The sequence below is a fragment of the Timaviella obliquedivisa GSE-PSE-MK23-08B genome (genome assembly GCA_019358855.1).
Classification (GTDB): Bacteria; Cyanobacteriota; Cyanobacteriia; order Elainellales; family Elainellaceae; genus Timaviella; species Timaviella obliquedivisa.
Genome location: JAHHII010000016.1, coordinates 66,698 through 89,938, shown reverse-complemented (window position 1 = coordinate 89,938; position 23,241 = coordinate 66,698). Strand labels below are relative to the sequence as shown.

At 47.3% G+C, this 23,241-nt stretch carries 21 protein-coding genes; 13 read left to right on the top strand and 8 right to left on the bottom strand.

From position 1 onward, the window contains the following. Positions 1–126: photosystem II D2 protein (photosystem q(a) protein) (locus KME11_20560; GenBank protein ID MBW4517603.1), on the bottom strand; the 126-nt coding region annotated here is incomplete at its 3' end. Positions 127–509: 383 nt separating this feature from the next. Between KME11_20560 and KME11_20555 the strand changes: the two genes are divergently transcribed. The 5 genes from KME11_20555 (at position 510) to KME11_20535 (ending at position 7,241) form a co-directional block, all read left to right on the top strand. Next, the gene (locus KME11_20555; GenBank protein MBW4517602.1) at positions 510–1,082 is read left to right on the top strand and encodes a photosystem I assembly protein Ycf4; all 573 of its coding nucleotides are present in this window, start codon (positions 510–512) and stop codon (positions 1,080–1,082) included. Between the two features lie 108 nt (positions 1,083–1,190). Continuing rightward, entirely contained in the window at positions 1,191–1,970 is a 780-nt protein-coding gene (locus KME11_20550) for a peptidylprolyl isomerase (protein ID MBW4517601.1), read from the top strand. A gap of 285 nt (positions 1,971–2,255) precedes the next feature. Beyond that, complete coding sequence (locus KME11_20545) at positions 2,256–4,139, top strand: NAD(P)H-quinone oxidoreductase subunit F (GenBank protein ID MBW4517600.1); 1,884 nt, start codon at positions 2,256–2,258, stop codon at positions 4,137–4,139. A 51-nt stretch (positions 4,140–4,190) separates the two neighbouring features. Further along, entirely contained in the window at positions 4,191–5,702 is a 1,512-nt protein-coding gene (locus KME11_20540; GenBank protein ID MBW4517599.1) for an NADH-quinone oxidoreductase subunit M, read from the top strand. Between the two features lie 234 nt (positions 5,703–5,936). Continuing rightward, the gene (locus tag KME11_20535) at positions 5,937–7,241 is read left to right on the top strand and encodes a CO2 hydration protein (GenBank protein MBW4517598.1); all 1,305 of its coding nucleotides are present in this window, start codon (positions 5,937–5,939) and stop codon (positions 7,239–7,241) included. Between the two features lie 236 nt (positions 7,242–7,477). Here the strand turns inward: KME11_20535 and KME11_20530 are convergent, their stop codons facing one another. From KME11_20530 to KME11_20520, 3 genes are all read right to left on the bottom strand, one after another. Further along, entirely contained in the window at positions 7,478–7,627 is a 150-nt protein-coding gene (locus KME11_20530; protein ID MBW4517597.1) for a hypothetical protein, read from the bottom strand. Between the two features lie 94 nt (positions 7,628–7,721). Further along, on the bottom strand, positions 7,722–7,922 hold the full coding sequence (locus tag KME11_20525) for a hypothetical protein (protein MBW4517596.1): 201 nt from the start codon (positions 7,920–7,922) through the stop codon (positions 7,722–7,724). A 608-nt stretch (positions 7,923–8,530) separates the two neighbouring features. Then, the gene (locus tag KME11_20520; GenBank protein MBW4517595.1) at positions 8,531–8,863 is read right to left on the bottom strand and encodes a helix-turn-helix transcriptional regulator; all 333 of its coding nucleotides are present in this window, start codon (positions 8,861–8,863) and stop codon (positions 8,531–8,533) included. 108 nt (positions 8,864–8,971) lie between these two features. On the opposite strand from KME11_20520, the gene KME11_20515 reads away from it, so the two are divergent. The 3 genes from KME11_20515 (at position 8,972) to KME11_20505 (ending at position 11,124) form a co-directional block, all read left to right on the top strand. Next, positions 8,972–9,592: an FMN-dependent NADH-azoreductase gene (locus tag KME11_20515; GenBank protein ID MBW4517594.1), complete on the top strand. Its 621-nt coding sequence runs from the start codon at positions 8,972–8,974 to the stop codon at positions 9,590–9,592. 108 nt (positions 9,593–9,700) lie between these two features. Beyond that, positions 9,701–10,189, top strand: coding sequence for a hypothetical protein (locus tag KME11_20510; protein MBW4517593.1), 489 nt, complete (start codon positions 9,701–9,703; stop codon positions 10,187–10,189). A gap of 137 nt (positions 10,190–10,326) precedes the next feature. Next, positions 10,327–11,124, top strand: coding sequence for a class I SAM-dependent methyltransferase (locus KME11_20505; protein ID MBW4517592.1), 798 nt, complete (start codon positions 10,327–10,329; stop codon positions 11,122–11,124). 511 nt (positions 11,125–11,635) lie between these two features. On the opposite strand, the gene KME11_20500 is transcribed toward KME11_20505, so the two are convergent. Then, a complete protein-coding gene (locus KME11_20500; GenBank protein MBW4517591.1) occupies positions 11,636–12,505 on the bottom strand; it encodes a DNA adenine methylase in 870 nt (289 codons plus the stop codon). Between the two features lie 127 nt (positions 12,506–12,632). On the opposite strand from KME11_20500, the gene KME11_20495 reads away from it, so the two are divergent. The 5 genes from KME11_20495 (at position 12,633) to KME11_20475 (ending at position 17,368) form a co-directional block, all read left to right on the top strand. Then, complete coding sequence (locus KME11_20495; GenBank protein ID MBW4517590.1) at positions 12,633–12,842, top strand: DUF751 family protein; 210 nt, start codon at positions 12,633–12,635, stop codon at positions 12,840–12,842. A 56-nt stretch (positions 12,843–12,898) separates the two neighbouring features. Then, a complete protein-coding gene (gene rbfA / locus KME11_20490) occupies positions 12,899–13,291 on the top strand; it encodes a 30S ribosome-binding factor RbfA (GenBank protein ID MBW4517589.1) in 393 nt (130 codons plus the stop codon). Between the two features lie 16 nt (positions 13,292–13,307). Then, the gene (locus KME11_20485) at positions 13,308–15,047 is read left to right on the top strand and encodes a beta-glucosidase (GenBank protein ID MBW4517588.1); all 1,740 of its coding nucleotides are present in this window, start codon (positions 13,308–13,310) and stop codon (positions 15,045–15,047) included. A gap of 281 nt (positions 15,048–15,328) precedes the next feature. After that, entirely contained in the window at positions 15,329–15,925 is a 597-nt protein-coding gene (locus tag KME11_20480) for an alpha/beta fold hydrolase (protein ID MBW4517587.1), read from the top strand. Between the two features lie 54 nt (positions 15,926–15,979). Beyond that, positions 15,980–17,368, top strand: coding sequence for a sensor histidine kinase (locus KME11_20475; protein ID MBW4517586.1), 1,389 nt, complete (start codon positions 15,980–15,982; stop codon positions 17,366–17,368). A gap of 38 nt (positions 17,369–17,406) precedes the next feature. Here KME11_20475 and pcrA read toward each other — a convergent pair whose 3' ends face one another. The 3 genes from pcrA to KME11_20460 form a co-directional block, all read right to left on the bottom strand. Beyond that, positions 17,407–19,749 (bottom strand): DNA helicase PcrA, encoded by a 2,343-nt coding sequence (gene pcrA, locus KME11_20470; protein MBW4517585.1) that lies wholly within the window; start codon positions 19,747–19,749, stop codon positions 17,407–17,409. Between the two features lie 187 nt (positions 19,750–19,936). Continuing rightward, complete coding sequence (locus KME11_20465) at positions 19,937–21,799, bottom strand: hypothetical protein (protein ID MBW4517584.1); 1,863 nt, start codon at positions 21,797–21,799, stop codon at positions 19,937–19,939. Between the two features lie 26 nt (positions 21,800–21,825). Continuing rightward, the gene (locus KME11_20460) at positions 21,826–23,205 is read right to left on the bottom strand and encodes an AAA family ATPase (GenBank protein ID MBW4517583.1); all 1,380 of its coding nucleotides are present in this window, start codon (positions 23,203–23,205) and stop codon (positions 21,826–21,828) included. Positions 23,206–23,241: the final 36 nt, after the last annotated feature.

The following is a 23,241-nucleotide window of genomic DNA, read 5'->3' as shown; positions in this document are numbered from 1 at the left end:
AAAGGCGCAGGGGAACAGCAGAATCCCAGACCAGCCCACAAATACAAATCTGTCGCGCTTGAGCCAATCGTCGAGAACGTCGAATACGCCTCGATTAGCTTGCGGACGTCCCATTGCTATGGTCATCTCATAACCTCTTAATTATGGCGGTAGTGTCCTTACGGCTGGTTCTATAAAATCCCCTTGGATTAGGGAATACCAGCTTGGAGGGTGAAACGAGCCTTGAACAGTAGCGTTAAGTTAAAGGTGGAGTCTACAGTTCTCACCTTATCTCACCTTTGTCTTCATTCAAAGCACGAGTACATATACTCATCAACTTTCCTGAGAGGTGCTTAACGTTCCTATATGATAAGGAGACTACAAAAATTTTACAATCTGATACGTACTGTTTTAACGAAGTCTCTAACATTTAAATTTTTAGTTCACCTCTCTCATCTAGGTGATTCATGATGGAGTTATCTAGATTTCTTGTTTTTTCTCGTCAACCCTTATCTTGATTCAACAGTGCTATGGCTTCTACAACTATGCCAGTCAATGAAAAAGATTTAATTCTTCGCAAAGAAATTGTTGGCTCTAAGCGTCTCAGTAATTACCTTTGGGCAACGGTTTCGACTGCTGGAGGTGTAGGATTTTTTCTTGCTAGTCTTTCCAGTTATTTTCATATCAACTTGCTGCCTTTTTCTGACCCCACTCAACTGTTCTTCTTTCCGCAAGGCATTGCGATGGGGTTTTATGGAATTCTTGGTTCTTTGGTGGGGCTTTACCTTTGGCTGGTTATGGCTTTGGACGTAGGTGGTGGATTTAATGAGTTCAACCGTAAGACAGGTAAGGCGACGATTTTTAGGAATGGGTTTCCTGGAAAAAATCGTAAGATTGAAATTGAGTATCCTTTAGAGGATATTCAGGCTGTGCGAGTAGATTTGAAAGAGGGTTTGAGTCCAAGACGGGCGCTTTATTTGCGGGTTAAGGGGCGGGGTGATTTGCCCTTAACGCGGGTAGGGCAGCCGTTGCCCTTAGCGGAGTTAGAAAATCAGGGAGCCGAGTTAGCAAGATTTTTGGGAGTTCCGTTAGAAGGGCTTTAGTTTAAACTAGGTGGTTTGAGGATGCTTTTCAGGCAAATAACGCAGGGTCTTCGAGATACTCATCAGCGATCGCCCACTCCTCATTTGGTATCAATCAAGGAATTGAAAATGAAAATTTATCGTTGGTTCACCTCTCTCCTCCTTGTTGGAGCACTCTACTTAGGGGGATGTACCACACAGTCGGGAGGACAGGCTCCGGCAGAAACTCCAAGTTCTGGGGCTAATACAATTAGCCCAATCCCCAACCCTGTTGCGTCTGCCTCGCCCACTGTAGCGGCAGATCAGTTCAGTACTCTTCCTCGCTTAGAAGGAGAGGCTACGGTTGAAATGACCGTTAAGGGCGCACTGATTTCTATTGATGTGGATGGGACGAATGCGCCAATTACGGCAGGAAATTTTGTGGACTTGGTGAACCGAGGCGTTTATAACGGGTTGGCGTTCCACCGGGTCGTGTTAGAGCCACAGCCCTTTGTAGCACAGGGTGGTGATCCTCAAAGTAAGGATGCTAGTTTTCCGGTTGAACGGTTAGGAACAGGGAGTTTTATTGATCCAGCGACTTCATTGCCACGTTATATTCCCCTTGAGATTAAGCCGGAAGGGCAAGAGCAACCCATCTATAGCCAGACATTTGAGAGCGCCAAGATCACGGTTGCTCCAAAGCTGCAGCATACACGCGGGGCAGTGGCAATGGCGCGATCGGGCGATCCTGATTCGGCTTCGGCTCAGTTCTATGTTGCCTTGTCAGACCTAGATTTTTTGGATGGGTCTTATGCAGTGTTTGGAAATGTAACCGCAGGCATGGAAACCGTTGATCAAATTCAGCAGGGCGATCGCATTACTTCCGCTAGGGTGACGAAAGGGATTGAGAATTTGAAGCCGGGTCAGTAGATACATAATCGATTGGGAAAGCAGAAGAAAGTGTGAGCTGTGCGCGGCACGGCTCTTTTTTTGTCTATTGATTTACTTTTCTTATCAGTTCTCTCAGATTCTGCGATCGTTGCTGACTTTTCTAATGGTAAGCCTTCAAGTAGGATAAAGAGAAATTACTATAGTAAACTAGCTTTCCATAGCGTTAAATCTATGTTCATCTGATGTGATGTTAATGGAAGGTTCGTCTTCGCTATAAAAAATTCACTTTAGAAGATCCTTTGCAAACCTACCTAGAATGTTGCCATGGCGCAGTTTTTAGTACAGACCGCTTGGTTAATTCCGTGCTACCCGTTGCTTGGAATGTTGCTGTCTACAATTTGGTTTCCGGCTATTACTCGGCGGACAGGGCCCCGTCCGGCAGGGTATGTCAATGCTTTGACGACACTGATAGCCCTTATTCATGGAGGTTTGGCTTGGGCAGCAATTCTACATCAGCCAGCGCAGTACATTAATATTTCCTGGCTACAAGTAGCCGGGTTAGACTTGACAATTCCAATTGAAATTTCAGCGCTTACGTTGGGCGCTACGGTTTTGGTGAACGGGTTGAATTTCCTGGCACAGATCTATGCGATCGGTTACTTAGAAATGGACTGGGGGTGGGGACGATTCTACGCAATGCTGGCGCTATTTGAAGCGGGAATGTGTTCGCTGGTGCTGTGCAACTCTCTCTTCTTTAGCTACATCATTCTAGAAATTTTGACCCTAGGAACCTACTTACTAGTGGGGCTGTGGCTCAATCAGTCGCTAGTAGTCACGGGTGCGCGTGATGCTTTTTTGACCAAGCGAGTCGGTGACTTGTTTCTGTTGATGGGAGTCCTGGCAATTTATCCGTTGGCGGGAACATGGGACTATAACGAGTTGGCACAGTGGGCACAGACTGCCCAGATTGATCCTAAATTGGCAGCTTTGGTTGGTTTGGCTTTGTTGGCTGGTCCGATGGGGAAGTGCGCTCAGTTTCCGCTGCACCTTTGGCTGGATGAGGCGATGGAGGGTCCGTTACCCAGTACGATTCTGCGGAATTCGGTAGTGGTGGCGACGGGGGCATGGGTGCTGGTTAAGCTGGAGCCTGTTTTGGCTTTGTCGCCTGTGGTGATGAACGTAGCGATCGCCATTGGTTTAGTCACTGCCATTGGCGGCACGTTGATTGCGATCGCCCAAATCGACGTGAAGCGCGCGCTTTCCTATCTCGTTAGTGCGTATATGGGCATCGTTTTTATCGCCGTCGGTGCTCAGCAAACCGAGGCAGCGCTTTATATCGTGCTGACCCACGCTTTAGCAATGGCAACTTTAGTCGCAAGCAGTGGCTCGATCGTTCTCAACAACATTACGCAAGATTTGACTCAGCTGGGCGGACTGTGGAAAAAGCGACCTGTTACCGGACTTTCGTTTATTGCAGGAGCTTTAACCCTGGCTGCTCTCCCGCCCTTTGGCACTTTCTGGATCATGCTGAAGCTAGTGGACGGTCTATGGGGCAATCGTCCGTTTTTGGTGGCGGCGTTGTTACTTATTAATGGGCTAGTTGCGTTCAGTTTGACCCGGACATTTGGGCTGATGTTTGCAGGTGAAGAGAAGGCAATGACGGTGCGATCGCCCGAAAATATTTGGGCTGTCACTTTGCCAATGACAATGCTGGCAGGCTTCACGCTCCATGTCCCTATGATTCTGCAAAGTCTTTCCCTGCTTCCCGACTGGGCAATGCTCAACAAAGATGTAGCACTGCTGTTAACGTGGTCGAGCATTCTGGGCTTTAGCATGGGTGGCGTAATTTACATTGGCAATAGCATCCCTAAGCCTGTCCGTCTTCCTTTCAAAGGACTTCAAGATTTATTTGCCTACGATTTCTATACGCCTAAACTTTATCGCTCTAGCGTGGTTGGCAGCGTCGATATTGTTTCTAGAACGGTTAACTGGATCGATCGCTACTTGGTTGATGGATTGGTAAATTTTGTCGGTCTATCGTCTCTATTTAGCGGTGAAGCACTCAAATACGGCAACTCTGGACAAACTCAGTTTTATGTATTGACGATCGCCTTTGGACTGGTCTTCACTGCATTCCTCATGTGTTGGTCAATTCTCTCCCATTTGTCTATTACTACCGCGTTTAGCTCTCTTCTAACCGGAGCTTAATTTTGTATTGCTCATCTCCATAAGTGCTCACCTTAACCCGGAAGCTTACCCATGCTTAGCCTGATCATTTGGATACCCATTTTTGCCGCTGTTCTCGTCGGCTTTGTTCCTGCCAACCAGCCCACAAGCCGCATTCGCCTGGGGGCGCTGTCGGTTTCGGGAGTCGTGTTGCTTTTAACGATCTGGCTGCTGGTTCAATTTGATATCAGCAACCCCGGACTTCAGTTCCAAGAATTTTTGCCCTGGATCAAAACCCTGAGATTGAACTACGAGCTAGGAGTCGATGGACTTTCCTTAGTCATGGTGGCTCTCAATAGCTTGCTGACTTGCATCGCAATTTTGACTAGCAGTGAAAAAATTGAGCGTCCGCGCTTGTTTTACTCCATGATGCTGCTGATTAGCGGTGGTGTAGCAGGAGCGTTCATGGCACAAAATTTACTTTTGTTTTTCCTAGCCTACGAATTAGAACTTGTCCCGTTCTATTTACTAATTTCAATTTGGGGTGGCGAAAAACGCAACTATGCTGCAATTAAGTTTCTGATTTATACCGCGATTTCTGGCGCGCTAATTTTGGCAGCTTTCCTGGGCTTAACTTGGCTAACGGGTGCAGACGATTTTTCGTATCAGTCGGCGCTGGGGCAGACTCTGCCCATGGGCTTACAGGTAATTTTGCTGGGCGTGCTGTTGGTGGGCTTCGGTATCAAAATTCCCCTAGTTCCGTTCCACACCTGGTTACCTGATACGTATGTGGCGGCTTCCACCCCAACGGTAATTATGTTGGGCGGTGTTTTGGCAAAGCTAGGAACCTACGGAATTTTTCGGTTTGGTTTGGGGTTATTCCCCGAAGCGTGGTCAAAATTAGCTCCGCTTATGGCAACTTGGGCAGCAGTTAGTATTCTCTACGGGGCGTTGGCAGCGATCGCTCAAAAAGATATCAAACGTATGGTGGCATATAGCTCGATCGGGCACATGGGCTATGTGTTGCTAGGTGCAGCCGCCCTCACACCCTTGGGCTTAGTGGGTTCTATCTCGCAAATGGTGGCGCATGGACTGATTTTGGCAATCTTGTTCCATTTGGTGGGCGTGATTGAAGAAAAAGTTGGCAGCCGCGAACTAGACGTACTGAATGGATTGCTGAACCCCATTCGAGGCTTACCTTCCATTACTTCTTTGTTAGTACTGGGCGCAATGGCGAGCGCTGGAATTCCAGGTTTGGCAGGTTTTATTGCAGAATTCTTGGTGTTTCAAGGAAGCTACGCAGTTTTTCCAGTGCAAACAATTTTGGCTGTGATTGGTACAGGTTTGACAGCCGTTTACTTTGTGATTTTGCTCAACCGAACTTGCTTTGGCAAATTGGACAATGCGACGGCTTATTATCCTAAGGTTTTATGGGCAGATAGATTACCCTCTTTAATTTTGACGGTGTTGATTATTTTCTTAGGTGTGCAGCCTGTTTGGTTGGTGCGGTGGATGGAAGCAACTTCGTCAGCGTTAGTCGCAGCAGCACCGCAGCGAGTAGAGATGGCGATCGCTCCTAACACCTTCTCTCTCTCAGATCCTTAGATTATGGTTCGCCAACCTTCTAGAAACTGTTTGTAAACATCGATAACACCCCGATCCGCTCCCTAAATCCTCCAAACTTGGGGGACTTCCGGAGAGAATCCGACATTGATAGCGTGGCTTGTGGCTCGAAGTCCTCCAAGTTTGGGGGATGGGGGGCGAGCGTAAAGCGTTAAGCTGCTTTCCAAACACACTGTTAGATCAACAGACAACCTTACTGAATTAAACCTCTTTTTTATGACGACAACCCTCAACCCTCCCCAAACAAAACTGCCGCCTTCCACCCATGAATTCGCCGAAATCATTCATCGCCTAGAAGCAGGCGGCGCTATGCTGCCCGACACGCCCGAAAACTTAATGCAAATTATTGGGCTGTACAAAGCCTATGCCGTGCCCATGGATTTTTATTGGCGTGACCTGCTCTATATTGCCGAGCAAGTATTTCTCGATCCGCTGCCCTTCTTCAAGTACTTTTTACCCGAAGATTACCTTCAACGGCAAAATCATTACTCAGGCGATGATGCAGATCTGCGAATTTGGCGCGGCACAGGTTCGGCACACCCAGAGCTATTAGAGTTTATGGAAAAGGGCGAAATCAAAACAAAATTGCCCCGTTTGTTGCACCATTGGTATCACGATCGCATCAATATGGAGTTTGCCGAAGAATGTATGCGATCGATGCTCTGGCACGGACGCGATATGGGTATGGGCTTGTTTGATAGTTATCTAGATAGCGATGAATATAAAGCGAATGCCGATCGCGCGATTCGAGCTTACTTCCAGGGAAATCCGGTCATGACAGCCATGTATAAGCTGTTCCCCGATATGTTCTTAGAGCAGTGTCGGCAAATGTCCTATTACTCTAATTTAGGTTTGTTTTGGGAAGTGATGGCTCCCGTATTCTTTGAAATGTCAGATTTGTATGATGAGGGTAAGATTGCTAGCGTTCCGGATGCTATGAACTTTTTGGTAAATGGTATTTTTGCGATCGCCGGACGACCCATCTACCACCACGTTTACATTAACGGTGAATGCTACGATCTAATTCCCAAATCAAAAGGGTTCATGTGGCTTTACGAAGCCGCGCTTCCCTACGTAGAAGCCGTGTTCTACCGCACATCCCCGTTCCGAGGCACCAAGTCTTACAACGCCCAAGCAAATCAAGTTCCTTCAGACCAAAAAGATTTTCACTATGGCGTGCTGTACGCCGATATATTTCCTGTTGGAACTGCTGGCATTCCGCCTACGCTGTTAATGCAAGATATGCTGCATTTCTTGCCGCAGTACTTGGTGGACTACTACAAAGAGCATTGCCGGGGCGAAGACGACACGCTAATTCAGCTAGGCGTAAGCTTCCAGCGATCGATGTATTGCGTCACCTCTGCGGTAATTCAAGCATTGCGATCGGCGTTATTGTATCCACTAGATGATCCTAATCCTGAGCATTTGATGAAGAATCGGCAGTTTTTTGAGACGCAGTTGGATCGGTTCAAGCGATCGGAGGCAAGGCTGCGGGCTGTGCAGACGCAGGACTATCGGTAGATAAGAAGTTGAAATTCTGGCGTTGCTGAATGAAAGTATGAATCCTTCAAAGTCCCTTTCCTTTAGGAGAAGGATTCAGGGAGAGGTCTGTCTCGCTGCGTTGTCGAAACCTAACCCCTAGCCCCTTCCCTAAGAGGGCAGGGGAACCGCATTTTCATATCGCAATTCAGCAGCGCCAGAAGTTGAAATTCTGGTGTTGCTGAATGAAAGTATGAATCCTTCAAAGTCCCTTTCCTTTAGGAGAGGGATTTAGGGAGAGGTCTGTCTCGCTGCCGTCGGCTCACAGTGGCATTGTAGAACTTGCGATCGCATTGTGTCGGCTCACAATCGTATTGCAAGAAGAACAATGGCATTGTGTAGGGTTGCGATCGCATTGTAGGAAGCACAATTGAATGTTGAGCGGTGACAATGGCATTGTGAAACCTGCCATCGCATTGTCGGGGCTACAGCATAGATACACATAGCCCCTGATGCTTTTGTTTATCTCACCAAGACACTCATGTACTTGCCAGTGGCAAAGGGTGCCGGGATGATGGGCGTGAAATGAAGGCGATCGTTGGCAATCTTTTTAACGTAGAACTCATTAATCAAGTGCGTCACCTGCTCTCGTGTGCCGACGATCCACACCTGCGCTTTATCGCCGTGCGAAACGGGCAGCAGTTCGTTGAACTCTGTACTCATACTATTTCCCTCGCTAATGTTGGGTTGAGAAGAAAAGCTTAAGGTGTGGTGTTTCTAACCACTTGTTTAACATTAGCGAGGTGAAACGATAAAATCGTCACAGCCTAGCCTTCTGCTACTTCCAGAAAGTTAGGTTAGCTGGTTAGTTGTGCTGTAACACTTCTAGCCAGCGTCCTCACCTTAAGCCTGTCTACTGGTATCGAAAAACCAGTGTTGATTAGCATAAGGGTAAAGGCGGGTTTGACACAAGTGTTTTGGGGCAATTGATTTTGGGGAAGTGATCGGGACTTAAGGGGAGGGGCGATCGGTTAGTGGTGGAAAGGAGCGATCGGTTAAATCCTACAGTTTCATCCCGAATCCGCTCGGAGAGTGATGCAGACAAAATCATTCTATTTGCACCCAAACCACTTCTTGCCTACGGGCACGGTGCAGATATGCGGAACGTTTCTCTCTATCTACCCCATCTGGTATGTTATGCGGAAAGATTCTTGCTATCCACCTAATCTGGGTAGATATGAAGAATCTTTCTCTCTAATAAGATTGTTAGCTAGCTTCGGTTACAGGTGGTGGCGCTGTTTGCAAATCATCTGTTGATGTCCAAGTTTTGGTCAGACAACGGCTTTTGGGTCAGTGCCATACCATCTCACAGCTAGTTCATAAAGATGATCGAGCGTTCCCGATAACTCTTTACCGCGTTCAGTGAGCGTGTAAGTGACCTGCGGTGGAATTGTGGGTTCGTGGTGACGATGAACCAGTTCAAGAGACTCTAAAAGCCTTAGCCGTTCCGTCAGCACTTTGGTCGAAATACCTTCTACCTTTCGTTTGAGTTCTCCAAATCGTTGTGAACCATTGGTATCCAGAACCCAGAGGATATAAAGTGTCCACTGTCCTGAAATTTGTTTGAGCAATATCTCCAACGGGCAGCATTGAGTTTCAGTCATGGTAGGGGGGGCATCAGTGATGGGTAGTTACCATTTGGTTCCTACTTTACTTCAGTAACTACCTGTTTTATTGTCGAGGGGTCAAATAAAATTTCTGATTGCACCCCTATGAGCAGTATCTTCCATCTTGATTCGAGTCCTCGTGGTGAGCGCTCTAAATCTCGCCAACTTGCTAGCAACTTTATGGAAGCATGGCGGAATCTCCATCCGGACGCAACGGTTACGTATCGTGACTTGCGCCAAACTCCAATTCCTCACATTACTGAGGATTGGATTGAAGCTGACTTTACGCCACCAGAAGCACTTAGCCCAGAACTGCGAGAGCGGCTCAAGTTATCTGATGAGTTGGTTGACGAGTTTCTAGCTGCCGATCGATTTCTATTCAGTGTGCCGATGTATAACTTTAGCGTGCCCTCAAATTTCAAAGCCTACATCGATCAAATTGTGCGTGTAGGTCGAACGTTTACGTTTGAGAATGGTCAAAGTAAAGGGCTAGTCAGCGGGAAGAAGGTTGTATTCATTACATCACGAGGTGTTGAATATAGTTCTGGTTCACCCTATGAGGGATGGGATGCTCAAGAGCCAGCTTTGCGTAATATTTTTCAATTTATGGGAGTAGCTGATATTCAGTTTATTCATGCCAATGGTTTAGACATGGGAGACGACGCGCGGAAAAGGGGGATGGATGAAGCACAATCTAAAATTCAAAAATTAGTGGCTGATTGGTAGCGCCAGCCAGCTAACAACCGTGGTGCAGCGAACGGCAAGGAGATGCTGGTACTGAGTCCGAGGTTATCTGCTGCCGCTGATTTGAGCCGTTAGCAGTCAGGAGAAACTGTGACACCAGAAGAAATCATCCAATACATATGCAATAAACTTTCGGGTGTAGTCCCGAAAGCCAGTTGGGGCGAGACATCGCTGTTTTACAATCCTGGTCGCGTGTTGCCCAATGGTGTTTATTTTTGCACAATCAAGCAACATAATGGCGAAAACGACAAAGCCTCAAATCTTGATCGAGAAGGTGTGTTTAGAGTGGCGATAGGTCTTAACCCCAAAACCTACATTCGCTTATTTGGCCAGAAACCAGTACGCCCTGGCAAGGGTGATATTGTTGCAACGGGTCACAACTTTACAAAGTTAAATGAGCTTATGCCGCATCCAATTTACGCTTGGATGTCCTGGGCACAAATACTTTCCCCTAGCCGAGATAAGTTTGAGGATATCTTCCCTTTAATTGAGGAGACGCATCAGGAGGCAGTTAAAAAATTTGAGGAAAAGACTGCTAACAATTCGGTTGCAGCGGAACGGTTCAGTTCTGCTAATTGAGTTGCCAAGCTTGTCTACGTCCGCTGAACCGAGCCGTTAGCTTGCTCCTCCCTCAGATTGTGAGAATACTCTGAAAGGACTTGATGGTGTAATTAGAGGTAAGGTTGTCTGGATAGTGCAGCATAAGGTCTTGAAAAGTGGGAAAAAATGTTTACTACAGCAAAATTGCTGATATTTATGATCAAACTCGCTGGCTGACAGAACCAATCGCTGAGGAAGTTGCGGATTTTATTCTTACTCTAGTTAAGGCAACTCCTGAAACTACTTTCCTAGAACCTGGTATAGGAACTGGGCTAAACGTTCTTCCTTTAGTAAGACGTGGCTATTCTGTGACTGGTATTGATGTTTCCCAGGAAATGCTTAATCAGTTTCGTCAAAAGCTTCTTGAAATTCCTCCGAATCTGACACTGATTCATGGAGATGCCTCACAACTCCCTTTTTTAGACACAAGCTTTGATGTAGTGCTAACTGTTCATATGCTTCATGCTGTTTCCAACTTGGGAGTATTTCTAGATGAGATCGATCGTGTTCTAAAACCAAAAAGCTTTTATCTTAATGCTCAATGGATTACTCCACCTGCACGGCTGGAATTTGAGCAGCATTTCAGAACTATCTTATCCAAGTATCAAGAGCCACAATCTTCACAACAGCCCCGTAGAGTAGTTAACGAAATTAACGTAGAGGAGTATTTACGTAATAAAGGGTATCAGTGTAATTATTTGATAGCTAAGGAATGGACGGTAAGCAACCAGGTTCAGGAATTACTCAGTTTCTACAGGTCACGGGCATACGGGTTGTGCTGGCTTGTTCCAGATGAAGCATTTCATCTTGCAATAGAAGAGTTTGAAGTATTTTGTCATGACCACTACGGTTCATTGGAGGTGGAGTTATCATCTCAAGCACGATTTGAAGTATGGGCATACACCGCAAGCTAACACTTCACGGCAGCGGACGGACGAAAGCCGCTGGTGCTGAGTTTAGAGTTATTTGCCGCCGCTACGTTTCGCCGTTAGCAATTCACGTGTTAAAGGGACTTCAAAATTAAAGAAATTAGATTTACTGGTGAGTACTTGTGCTTGCTGAAAATCTATTTTTAGGAATCTTCAATCTGTCTACAAGGATAGGGCGATCGCCCTACTGATGAGGCGATCGCAAGTTGAAGAGAATAATCATAGGCAAATCGTAAGCGCTCACCTCATGCCCTGACATTACAAGATCTGCAAAAACAAGCACTAGAATTACCAACTAGCGATCGCTGGCAGTTAAGCGATCGCTGGCAGTTGATACAAACTCCTTTAGACTCTTTGAAGCCAAAGCGATGTAAAAAATCCAGAACGATTTGCACGAGATCATCGGGCGACTGTTCGAGTTCCTGAATCAGATTCTTGGCTATGTCTAGTATATTCAAACGCTAGATTTGCTTAGAAGGATGGAAAATAACATTCTCTAATTAGAAGTAACCAAAACCTCTGTAATCTTCCCTCGCTTCTGAGCATTAGAGTTAATCGTCCGCGATGCCGAAATAGTGTGGATGTTGAAGCCTTGATACAATTCCCTAACAAACGGGCAATCAGAATTGGATAACATCACTTTCACGCCCCGCTTTGCCAGTTGCCCAAAGACATCATGCAGACGCTCTTGATCGGTGGAGTCGAAGGAGTAACGACTGTAAGCAGTGAAATTGCTGGTGGCGCTGATGGGGTGATACGGCGGATCGAAATAGACGAAATCATTAGGGGTGGCGTAGTCTAAAACTGCATCGAAAGGCTGAATAGCGATCGCCACACTCTTCAAGCTTCGAGAAACCGATCGCAGTAAATCAGCTTGGCAAATTGCCGGATTTTTGTATTTACCCATCGGCACATTAAATTCGCCTTTATTATTTTCTCGATAAAGCCCATTGAAGCAAGTTTTATTCAGGTAAATAAGGCGGGCGGCTCGTTCGAGGTTCGTTCCGGTATGAGTAGAGCGGGTTTGATAGTAGTGTTCCAGGCTATGCGATCGCTCATGTTTTTGCAGCAGATCAATCAATTCTTCCACGCGATCGCGCACGCACTCATACACATTCACCAACGCCGGATTAATATCGGTTAACACTGCCCGCTGAGGCAACAAGTGAAAGAAAATTGCACCGCCTCCTAAAAACGGTTCGTAGTAAGTTTGGTAACCTTGAGGAAAATGACAAATGTATTGCTGAATCAGTTGGCTCTTGCCACCCGCCCACTTTAGAAACGGACGAGGCAGCGGGGCACTCCCTTGTAGGCATCTCGAAGACTGTGGCTGAGATAAATCCGATTGAGCAATCAAAGTTGTCATGAATCCTTTAGGTTTAGTAAGCAGTGACGTTTTGATAGAGCCTGGTCACGTACAATATGAGTCTACCGTTAGTATTCATCATACTAATGTACTATTTTTTGCCCCCGCGAAAAACACGGTTAATCAAATGGAAGAATTTCTAACAAACATTTCTCGATATCCTCGATATCTCATCAGCTTCTCGCTCGGGATACTGCTGACCTTCTTAAGTCCATTACTTCCCCTATTTAAGCGCCCCACGACAGCGATCGCCGCTGTTAGCTTGCTAGTAGCGGCGTTCATCTGTCTCTCATTTATCCTACGCGCTATGCTAGGGCTGGAGGTTGCGCCACTTTAGAGTAGTGCAAGCTTGGACTGTACGATTTTGGACTGTACGATTTTGGATTTTGGATTATGGCAACAGATCGCCGAATTGCGCGAGTAGCTGAAATGATTAAGCGGGAAGTGAGCCAGCTCCTGTTTTCCGGCATTAAAGATGAACGGGTGGGTATGGGCATGGTTAGCGTGACCCATGTTGACGTGGCGGGTGATTTGCAGCACGCCAAGGTGTTTGTCAGCATCTATGGGACAGATGAGGCTAAGAGCGCGGCTATGGCAGGGCTGAAATCGGCAACGGGCTTCGTTCGGAGTGAGTTGGGCAATCGGATGCGCTTACGGCGGACTCCTGAGATCTTGTTTGTTGAGGACGCTTCGATTGAACAAGGAACTAAAGTCCTGTCGCTGATCAACCGCCTGAGCGAAGAACGCAAGCCCGATATCGACGACCTCGATCCTGATCCTGCATAGTCGAGGAGAGTGCTGAATGCCCCTGCCCGATTGGGAAACCTTGTCTCTTCCTCAGAAAGTTGCTCAGATGGTGGTCGTACGCGCCTCTGGGCATTTGTTTGAGCATCAAATTGAGTATCCCGACTGGGAGCCACCCGCAGCCACTTTACAGCATTGGTTGCAAGATTTAGGCGTAGGCGGCGTGATTCTTTTGGGGGGAACTGCCGCAGAAATAGGTCTCCGATCGCAACAACTTCAAGGCTGGGCAGCCATTCCCCTGCTAATTTCCGCCGACATTGAAGAGGGCGTAGGGCAACGATTCGCCGGAGCAACTCGGTTTCCACCGCCAATGGCGCTTTCTGCCGTTGCTCGTCAAGACTCAGGACAAGCACGCTCTTCGAGATACCCGCAAGGGGTCGCCCATGCCGAAAAAATGGGCGAAATCATAGCACAAGAAGCGATCGCCATTGGCTTGAACTGGCTTCTCGCGCCCGTTGTAGACGTTAACAATAATCCTGAAAATCCGGTTATCAACGTTCGAGCTTGGGGTGAAACGGCTGAGGAAGTGTGCCAACTCACAACGGCGTTCATTCGGGGCGCGCAGCGTTATCCAGTGCTTACGACTGCCAAGCACTTTCCTGGACACGGCGATACGGCGATCGATTCTCATCTCGATTTGCCCGTCATTCTCCATGACAAAGCCCGACTTGCCGCTGTGGAGTTTAAGCCTTTTATCGAGGCGATCGCCACTCAGGTTGATGCCATCATGACCGCTCATCTACAAATTCCTGCTCTCGACGCTGATTATCCTGCGACGCTTTCCCATACTATCCTCACGGGAACTCTGAGAGAATCTTTAGGCTTCACTGGGTTAATTGTCACTGATGCCCTAATTATGGGTGCCATCACGAGCCGCTATGGTGACAATGAAGTGCCTGTTATGGCAGTCGAGGCAGGCGCAGATATAGTGCTAATGCCCGTTGATCCTGAAGGCGCAATTCAGGCAATTTGTGATGCGGTGGAAATCGGACGCATTCCCCTGGAGCAGATTCACGCCTCATTAGAGCGGATTTGGTTAGCAAAACATAAAGTAATTTCGGTGCCTATAACAGGTGATGGTTCCCACGCCTGGGAGCAGACGCAACCCGATCCGGTGCAGATGGAAAAATTGGCGCAGCCAGAAGCGATCGCCACTGCCACCGCCATCTTGCGAGCCTCCATGCAAGTCCATCGCCCCATTCCTTCTCGACTCAGCGCCCGCGCTGTTACCCAGCCCTGCTGTAACTTGATTTTGCTAGATGATGCACTCAACTGTGATTTTTTAGCTAGATCTGCACCCGCGATCGCCCGTCCCCGAAAGCTAGGCTATCGCTTGCAAGTGATTGATAGCCACACTCCCAAAATTGCGCTTGACCCAGACAAAATTATTTTTGAGCGAGAGTTGCACCCCGAAACTGCGGATTGGCAACCCACCCTGATGCAACTTTTCATTCGCAGCAATCCTTTTCGTGACAGTTCTGGACTCACTCAAGTGGCACTGGACTGGCTCAAGTTTTTGGTACAAACCGAGCAGATCCAAGCTTTAGTTTTATACGGCACACCCTATGTTTTGGAGCAGTTTGTTAGCCTACTGCCTGTTGAGGTGCCCTATGTGTTCACCTATGGACAGATGGAATTGGCACAAGCGATTGCTCTAAATGCTTTGTTTGAATGGGCGATCGATCCCGTCGAGCAAGAGCAGTCTTCATCAAGAGAGCCTTCAGCTTTCACAGATTAAATTTTGTCTAAGAGGATGTCTGAGAAGTATCAAATGATTCTTACACTCGCCCCCCAACCCCCCATTCTGGGGAACTTTGAAGGAGGACTGGTGCGGAAGTCCCCCAGAATGGGGGATTTAGGGGGCGGATCGGCTAGCAATCTAGACTTCTCAGATATCCTCTAAGAATAGAAGGATGAAAGAATAGGACATTTAGAAGGCTGTCATAGCGCCAAGGGGCATCATGGCTTGTCATCTCTAAGCTAAACATATTCCTCTGGCTGTAACTTTGCTGTAACTCTATGGTTCTCAATCCCGTTCTATTGCTTCATGGCATCGATGATACCGACGCTATTTTTCACAAACTGACTCCTTACCTGCAAAGTCATGGCTTAATCGTTCACAGCCTTAATCTGTTTCCTAATAACGGCAGCATTGGCTTAGATCAACTAGCCCAGCAAGTTGCAGACTATGTTGATAAAGCTTTTAAACCTGGACAGGCGATCGACCTAGTGGGCTTCAGCATGGGCGGCATCATCAGCCGTTACTACATCCAACGCTTAGGTGGGATCCAGCGAGTGCAACGTTTTATTACCATTTCTTCACCGCATCAAGGCACCTTAACAGCCTACGCTCGGGTTAATTCTGGCGGCAACCAAATGCAACCCAGAAGCGCATTTCTCACCCAATTAAACCAAGATGTTGCCCAATTAGAACGCCTTAACTTCACCTCTATCTGGACTCCGCTCGACCTGATGATCCTGCCTGCTAGAAGTTCACAACTGCCTGTTGGCAGGGAAAGGAAGATTCCAGTTGGCAATCATGCCTGGATGGTTACCGATGGTCGTAGTCTGCGTGCTGTAGCAGAAGCGCTACTAGAGCCGATTCGCTGTCCTTGACGCAACAACTCAGTTCTTGGGCATCTTAGGCATACTGCACTGCCTAAATGCCTGATGCCTCAGCCTTCTACCAAGCGAATCAAACTCCAACTGCCTATCCTATTAGAGTCCAATAGCCAAGGGCTGGGTTTAGACTCTACGTTGGCTAGCTTATCGCTGCACCAATTTCAAGTTGAAGCTAACCATCTTTGCCTAGATGTCGCACAAATGTTTGAGCGGTATCCACTGTTACCTGGAGCCGTGATTGGCGATCGCCAATCTTTCCTGGGTATTGTGTCTCGCCAGCGATTAATGGAATTTATGCTGCGGGCGCAAACGGCAAATTTGCCCATGTCGGCACTCCATAGTTACATCCGCATTAACAGTTTGGTGTTACCTGCATCGACACCGATTTTAGTAGCAGCACAGTTGGCATTGCGGCGATCGCTCTACGAACAAAGCGAACCGATTACCGTTCAACTCGACCCTCAAACGTATTACCTGCTTGACGTGCATGAACTCAATATCGCTCACTGGCAAATTCGCGGCATTGAAACCCAAACGCGCTATGAACGGGCACAGCTTCAGATGATTCAAGCCGAGCGAATGGCAAACCTGGGGCGCTTGGTCGATGGGGTAGCTCATGAAATTCTTGACCCGGTTGGGTTCATTTGGGGAAACCTGGTGCATTTGTCAGACTATACCCATCAAGTTATGGATTTGTTGGCAGCCTACGAAGATTATTTACCTCAAACTCCGGAAGCGATCGCCAGCCTTGAAACCGAAATTGAATTAGATTATTTGCGGCAAGATCTACCCCAAACGATCGCCAGCATCACATCAGGAGCAGAACGCCTCAAAAAGCTAGTCATTAGCCTACAAAACTTCTGCCACATCGACGATGTATATCCCAAACCTGCCAACCTTCACGAATGCTTAGATAGCATTCTCATGCTGTTAAAAAGTCGCTTAAATAGCGAAATTCAAGTCGTTTGCAACTACGGTCATCTTCCTCCAGTTAGCTGTTATGCTGGGCAACTCAGCCAAGTGTTTATGAACATTTTGACGAACGCAATGGATGCATTACTGAACCAAGCCGTTCGTCAAACTGTAGCCAACGAGTTAGGAAAATCATCTTCAACTCAGTGGCAAAACCTTCACCCCAAACCGCAAATTACAATCACGACTCAAGTTCGCCCCCAGTCTGCTAACCCCGATCAACCCAGTTCCAATTCTCGATGGATCTCCATTCGTATTGCCGATAACGGGCCGGGTCTAACGCCTGAAATCTATCGGCACATCTTAGAAACTTTCTCTATTGAAAAACGAGTCACCAAAGAAACTAGCCTTTCCCTCAGCTACCAAATTATCACGGCAAAGCATGGCGGTAAATTGCTGCTGCGATCGCCCATCACATCCTCTGATACCGGGACTGAGTTCGAGATTTTGCTGCCTCTGGCTTAACTAGAACTCAGCCTATTGAGTGGAAATATATTGAATAGTTACAATACTCGCTGTAAAGTCGTCAGTTTTGGGTCAACAATTTTCTGACCCATACCAGGAAATTTAATAGCGAGACAAATCTTGTTACCTGCCCCAAAAATATGAGTCACCTGCCCCGCACCAAAAGCTTTATGCACAATGCGATCGCCCACCGACCAATCATCCTCATGGATATCGGGTAAATTCGACTGCTCCTTCATTTCTCGAATGGGAGTCGTCATCTTTTTGGGTAAACCTTTCAGGCTACCCATTAATAAATCTTTGGGCAATTCTCCCAAAAATAGCGAAGGACTGGCAGCTTCCCGGTTACCGTAAAGCCTGCGTTCACGGGCATAGCTAATAAATAAACGATCCTCGGCACGGGTAATGCCCACATAGCAAAGGCGGCGTTCCTCTTCTAGTGATTTAGGATCTTCCAAAGAGCGATGATTAGGGAACAGACCCTGCTCCATGCCGACCAAAAACACCACAGGAAACTCCAATCCTTTAGAAGAATGCAATGTCATCAACGAAACTTTGGACTGTTGCTCTTGATCCAACTTGTCCAAGTCTGATGAGAGGGACGCATTCGCCAAAAAGTCTGTTACGCTCGATTCTTCATTATTTTCCTCAAACTGTAAAACCGCGTTATAAAGCTCCTGCACGTTCTGCAATCGGTCTAACGCTTCATCGGTGTCATCTGCCTTTAACTCTCGCACATATCCCGATCGCTCCATCACATCCTGCACAATCTCTGAAGCCGAAAGCGTTTCTACCTGAGTGTGCCAGGACTTCATCATTTGGGCAAATGCCAGCACAGGCTTTGCCGATCGCCCTGCCAAGGTCTGCACCGAGGTTTCGTCGCTAAGGATTTGCCAGAGGGATACGCCTAACTCTCTAGCTGCGTTTTCCAGGCGATCGACCGTGGCTTTGCCAATGCCGCGTCGGGGCGTATTGATAATGCGTTTGAGGCTCACACTGTCCTCAGGGTTGGCGATCGCCCTTAAATATCCCAACACGTCCTTTACCTCACGGCGATCGTAAAACCGCAAGCCGCCTACTACAGTATAAGGAACGGCATATTTCACCAGCACCTCTTCAAATGCCCGCGATTGTGCATTCGTTCGGTAAAGGATCGCAAAACTGCCCCAGTGCAACTCAGGATTCGTTAGCTCCAAATCCCGAATCTGACTGACCACAAAGCTAGCTTCATCCGTTTCATCTTCTGCTCGATGACAGTAAATTGATTCACCGACTCCTCGCGTCGGGCGCAGCACCTTATCAATGCGCTCAGTATTGTTATCAATTAGCTCATTCGCCGCCTGAATAATATTGTCAGTCGATCGATAGTTTTCCTCCAACTTCACCATCGTCCGCGTATCATCATCGTGCAGCCCGTCGCCAAAGTCGCCCTGAAAGTCCATCAGAATGGTAAAGTCAGCCGCCCGAAACGAGTAGATCGATTGGTCTGCATCGCCTACCACAAAGGTAGAACGATAGTCCCAGCTATCGAACTGACGCGACGCGACATCGCCCGTTGTCAGTAATCGAATCAGGTCATACTGCGTTCGATTCGTATCTTGATATTCATCTACTAGGATGTGTCTAAACTTTTTATGCCAGTATGCTAAAACTTGTTCATTTTGACGAAACAACTGCACCGGAATCCAAATCAAGTCATCAAAATCAAGCGCGTTATTTGCCGCTAACCCTTTCTGGTACTCTGCGTACACATTGGCGATCACTCGACCACGAAAATTCTGTTGTTCACGCTCTACATCTGTGGGTGTGAAGCCCTGGTTCTTGGCGTTACTGATGGCGTATCGAACCGATCGCGGCTCAAACTTCTTATCATCCAAATTCAACCGATTAACCACAATATCTTTAATCAAGCTTTGCACATCAGACTCGTCAAAAATTGAGAAAGTCTTTGTCCACTTGTGCCCATAGGAATCTTGATACTTTTCAATATCAAACCGCAAAATGCGAGAGCAGAGGGCGTGAAAGGTACCAATCCACAGTTCCTTGGTAATATTTTTGTAAACGTAGGAGCGCAGCTTCGTTTGCTCAGATGCTGACAGCGCCTCTAATGGCTTCCCATACTTCGACTTTGACTGCTGATCGGCAAATAGCTTCTCGATCCGCTCCTTCATTTCTTTGGCAGCTTTGTTCGTGAAGGTGACTGCCAAAATGTTCTCTGGATCAACCTTGTGGGTTAGCACTAAGTTAGCAATCCGAAAGGTCAACGCTCGCGTTTTGCCAGAGCCTGCCCCGGCAACCACAAGCAAAGGGCCACAGTAATGCTCGACAGCGCGGCGTTGAGAGGGGTTGAGGTGGGCGAGGAAATCAACAGATTGGGTCATGGGGCGGTTTTACTTTCTCCATCCTTACTCCGTTAAGGGTATCGTATCTGGCGAGGGCTTGGGGCGTTGACGCTGGATTCTGTTGAAGAGGGCATTGAGCGCGTAAAAAAAGAGACGCGATCGCCAGCGTCTCTTCCATACTATTTGTCTACTTTCCTCAATTTACCCAGTTTTCTCAATGCTTCAATTACCCATCAAGCTGGAACGATAGATTGTAAAGCACGTTAGCGCTGCCATAGCGGTCTAGCCCATCGCCTAAATCAACGGTTCTTGATTGCGCGTCCAGTTCTAGAAAATAGGTGCCAGCCGGAAGCTTGGCGTAGATATTGGTCGGCACACTGGTCATGAAAGCGTTGAGCTTGCGATCGAACTCTGTCTCGCCATCGAAGAAAGGAGGCAGAGGAGAATAGACAACATTTCCACTTAGCTCAGGCTCTAAGACTTCATTAGGATCAAGCACGCCGTTTAAGTTCAAGTCTTCACCGAGGTCGAGAATCTGGTCATCGTTTTGATCTTCAACTGGGTTCAAGAATCCATTGTTATCTCGGTCAATACCCAGCCTAAGCGCTATTAATTCTGGAGAACCATTGTAAGAAATGATAATGTTTCGTTCTTGACTCAATGTAAATCGATAGACATCAGAGCGATCGACAGACCCGATGAACTGCTTTGTATTAATAGTCTGATTGAGTACACCCAAATTGCTAGCAGTTCCCAGCGTTTGCCCCGGATCAACACTAGGTGTTATTCCTGTCACAGTATTGTTGACAAAGAGATTAAGTGAGTAGGTGGTATTATCGACCAACTCTTTTTGAGTAACGCTTAGGTAATAGGTTCCGGCACCCAACGTTCTGTTAACCGCTAATGCCGCCCCTCCACTTGAACCCTGCGTGAAGACCCCACCAATAAAATCCCCTCCATTAACGTAACCATCAACCAATTCGCCGGGATTAGCGATGCCGTTTTTGTCTTCATCATAAATGAGTGACATGGTGACATCGCCTGTACTCTGGGTGGAGTTGAGCAGGGCTGAAAGGTTACTGATGCTGTTGAGAGTGAATTTATAAATATCGGTTGAGTCTGTAGAACCTACCAATTGCTTGATGGTCAGAGGTCCGCTGATTGCACCCAAGTCAGTCGCTTTTCCTAGCCCAATTGGAGGTTCAGCCAGGGTAGAGATTCCGGTAATAGCAGTTCCAGAGAGTTGTAAGTTGTAAGTAATGAATACGCCCGCTGAGGCAGGACTAACGCCTAAGAAATAAGTTCCGGCACCCAGAGACTTTTTGATTTCAAGACCATTGCCAATTTCGTCTCCTGCATCCACAAAGCCATTGCCATTGATGTCATAAATGAGATGGGCAGAAAGTCCGCCGCCAACGACATCGGATAAGGCTGAAGAAAACTGAGTGGGTTTGTCGATCGTGAACCGATAAAAGTCTGCCGTATCAGCACTGCCAACAATGCCTTTGTAAGATTTGGTTGTGTCTAGCTTGCCTGTATCAAAAGCAGTGCCCGGCAAGCTACCTGGATCTTTCGAGTCATTGGGAGGCAGCACTCCAGAGCCTACAGACGGGGTAGTGGTTGAACCCCCTGGAGAGGCGATCGCCGATGTTTTGAGTATGTAGTTTGTGCCCTTGCTTGCCCTGCTGTTGACTTGAACGTAGTATGTTCCAGCCTCCAGGGTTTTAGCAACGGATGTTTTTTTACCCTTAGCAACTGAATTACCTTTAGTGTCTAAAATGCGAAGAGTAACCGTTTCGCTCATATTGGAGAGAGAAGCAGCAAGACTGCTGCGCCCAGTCAGTTTAACCTTGTAGTAATCTACCTGATCAAATGAGCCAATAAACCCTTTAATGGTCTTTGCTTTCTTGAGTTGTCCAAGGCTTCGAGAACCACTAGGAGCGTCGTCGTATCTCTCTTTTAAGACTTCTTGTAAGGTTGGCATATTGGCTACAGGTAGGTCGAGGCAGGATGCTTTGCTGCTCAAGTGTATGCCTGTAGAGAAGTGCGGGGCTTCCTGAATCCTACGGATGGATTCGGGTTGAAGCAAGGGAGATCAGTGGGAATACTGCCGAGTTACGGTTGAGTAGGAATGTCTTCAGGGAGGAGAGTAGTTAGCACTTCGTCGGGGAGAGAAGAGAGGATGGCGAGGCGATTGGCTTGGCGCTCGATGGTTTTTTCAAACAGGTTACGGACGAGACGAGCATTGCCGAAGGTGCGATCGCGGTTCAAATAAAGCCGTTCAAGAAGAGTCTGTAGTTGAGTCTGAGCTTCGGGAGTAAGGGTAAAGTGACTTTTAGCACAAAGCTTCTTGAAGATGGCGGTAAGTTCTTCGGGAGTGTAATCGCTAAAGTAAAAGTAACGACTGAAACGGGACTTTAAGCCAGGATTTGATTCGATGAAGTTGGACATTTCATCGGTATAGCCAGCCACGATCACAACCAGGCGATCGCGGTAATCTTCCATGCGTTTTAGCAACACATCGATCGCTTCTTGCCCAAAATCGCTGCCGCCCTCTCTGGGGCTGAGGGCGTAGGCTTCGTCAATAAATAACACGCCATCCAGCGCCGTTTTAACCAACTCATCAACCTTCGTGGCAGTTTGTCCAATGAATCCGGCAACCATGCCCGCGCGATCGGTTTCTACTAACTGCCCTTTTTCTAGAAACTCCAGCCCTTTGTAGATAGAGCCAACCAGTCTGGCTACGGTCGTTTTGCCAGTACCAGGGGGACCACCAAAGACGGCGTGGAGAGAGACAGATGGAGTTGCCATGCCTCGCTGTTCTCGAATCTTTTGTACCTTTAAAACGTTGGCTAATGTGCGGACGGCTTCCTTAATATTGTCTAGTCCAATTAAATCATTGAGTTCTGCAAGAGCGGCTTCGTAGGTTTGGGGCGGGTCTATTGTGGTGGCGTTGGGCAGAGACGTAGATTGGGTTAAGCCTTGTTCATAGCTTGCAAGGGGTTGGTAGGTGTGGAGAAGTTTCCAGGCAATCGCCAGTGAATCTATTTCCGATAATGTGACGTTGCCATCTGCCTTCGTCATCACTTGCGCAAACTTATAAATGGCGTTTACGACTGTATCCAGATAATGCGTTCCCTTCTCTTGATCAAACTGGTTCAGAACTGACGGTAACATTAACTGATCAGGCTGTTTCTCAGTCAAACCCAAAAGAATTTGTAGGGTCATTTTCTGAGCTTGAAGCCGCTTTTCCGCTGAGGTTTCCCAGTTCAATGCTGCATTAAGCTTCTCTGAATCTTGCTTGACCAAAGCATAGATCGTGAGATATGCCAACAATTCATTAGAACTAATTTCTCCATTGCTGCGCCCACAGACTTGAACAATTTTTGCCAAATCCAGCAAAACCAGATCAGCAATTCTGCTCTCCGCAGTCAGCAACGGCAGGAAAGCTTTATATAGCTGATTCGCTTCTTTTTTCACAACTCTAGAACTCATGATTGTCTCCTAGGAGGTTGGAATTGGAGATCGGGC

Bases quoted from the DNA above. Each gene is read 5' to 3' on its own strand.
- KME11_20555 (MBW4517602.1), top strand. From the start codon at position 510: ATGGCTTCTACAACTATGCCAGTCAATGAAAAAGATTTAATTCTTCGC.
- KME11_20550 (MBW4517601.1), top strand. From the start codon at position 1,191: ATGAAAATTTATCGTTGGTTCACCTCTCTCCTCCTTGTTGGAGCACTC.
- KME11_20545 (MBW4517600.1), top strand. From the start codon at position 2,256: ATGGCGCAGTTTTTAGTACAGACCGCTTGGTTAATTCCGTGCTACCCG.
- KME11_20540 (MBW4517599.1), top strand. From the start codon at position 4,191: ATGCTTAGCCTGATCATTTGGATACCCATTTTTGCCGCTGTTCTCGTC.
- KME11_20535 (MBW4517598.1), top strand. From the start codon at position 5,937: ATGACGACAACCCTCAACCCTCCCCAAACAAAACTGCCGCCTTCCACC.
- KME11_20525 (MBW4517596.1), bottom strand. From the start codon at position 7,922: ATGAGTACAGAGTTCAACGAACTGCTGCCCGTTTCGCACGGCGATAAA.
- KME11_20520 (MBW4517595.1), bottom strand. From the start codon at position 8,863: ATGACTGAAACTCAATGCTGCCCGTTGGAGATATTGCTCAAACAAATT.
- KME11_20515 (MBW4517594.1), top strand. From the start codon at position 8,972: ATGAGCAGTATCTTCCATCTTGATTCGAGTCCTCGTGGTGAGCGCTCT.
- KME11_20500 (MBW4517591.1), bottom strand. From the start codon at position 12,505: ATGACAACTTTGATTGCTCAATCGGATTTATCTCAGCCACAGTCTTCG.
- KME11_20495 (MBW4517590.1), top strand. From the start codon at position 12,633: ATGGAAGAATTTCTAACAAACATTTCTCGATATCCTCGATATCTCATC.
- rbfA (MBW4517589.1), top strand. From the start codon at position 12,899: ATGGCAACAGATCGCCGAATTGCGCGAGTAGCTGAAATGATTAAGCGG.
- KME11_20485 (MBW4517588.1), top strand. From the start codon at position 13,308: ATGCCCCTGCCCGATTGGGAAACCTTGTCTCTTCCTCAGAAAGTTGCT.
- KME11_20480 (MBW4517587.1), top strand. From the start codon at position 15,329: ATGGTTCTCAATCCCGTTCTATTGCTTCATGGCATCGATGATACCGAC.
- KME11_20475 (MBW4517586.1), top strand. From the start codon at position 15,980: ATGCCTCAGCCTTCTACCAAGCGAATCAAACTCCAACTGCCTATCCTA.
- pcrA (MBW4517585.1), bottom strand. From the start codon at position 19,749: ATGACCCAATCTGTTGATTTCCTCGCCCACCTCAACCCCTCTCAACGC.
- KME11_20460 (MBW4517583.1), bottom strand. From the start codon at position 23,205: ATGAGTTCTAGAGTTGTGAAAAAAGAAGCGAATCAGCTATATAAAGCT.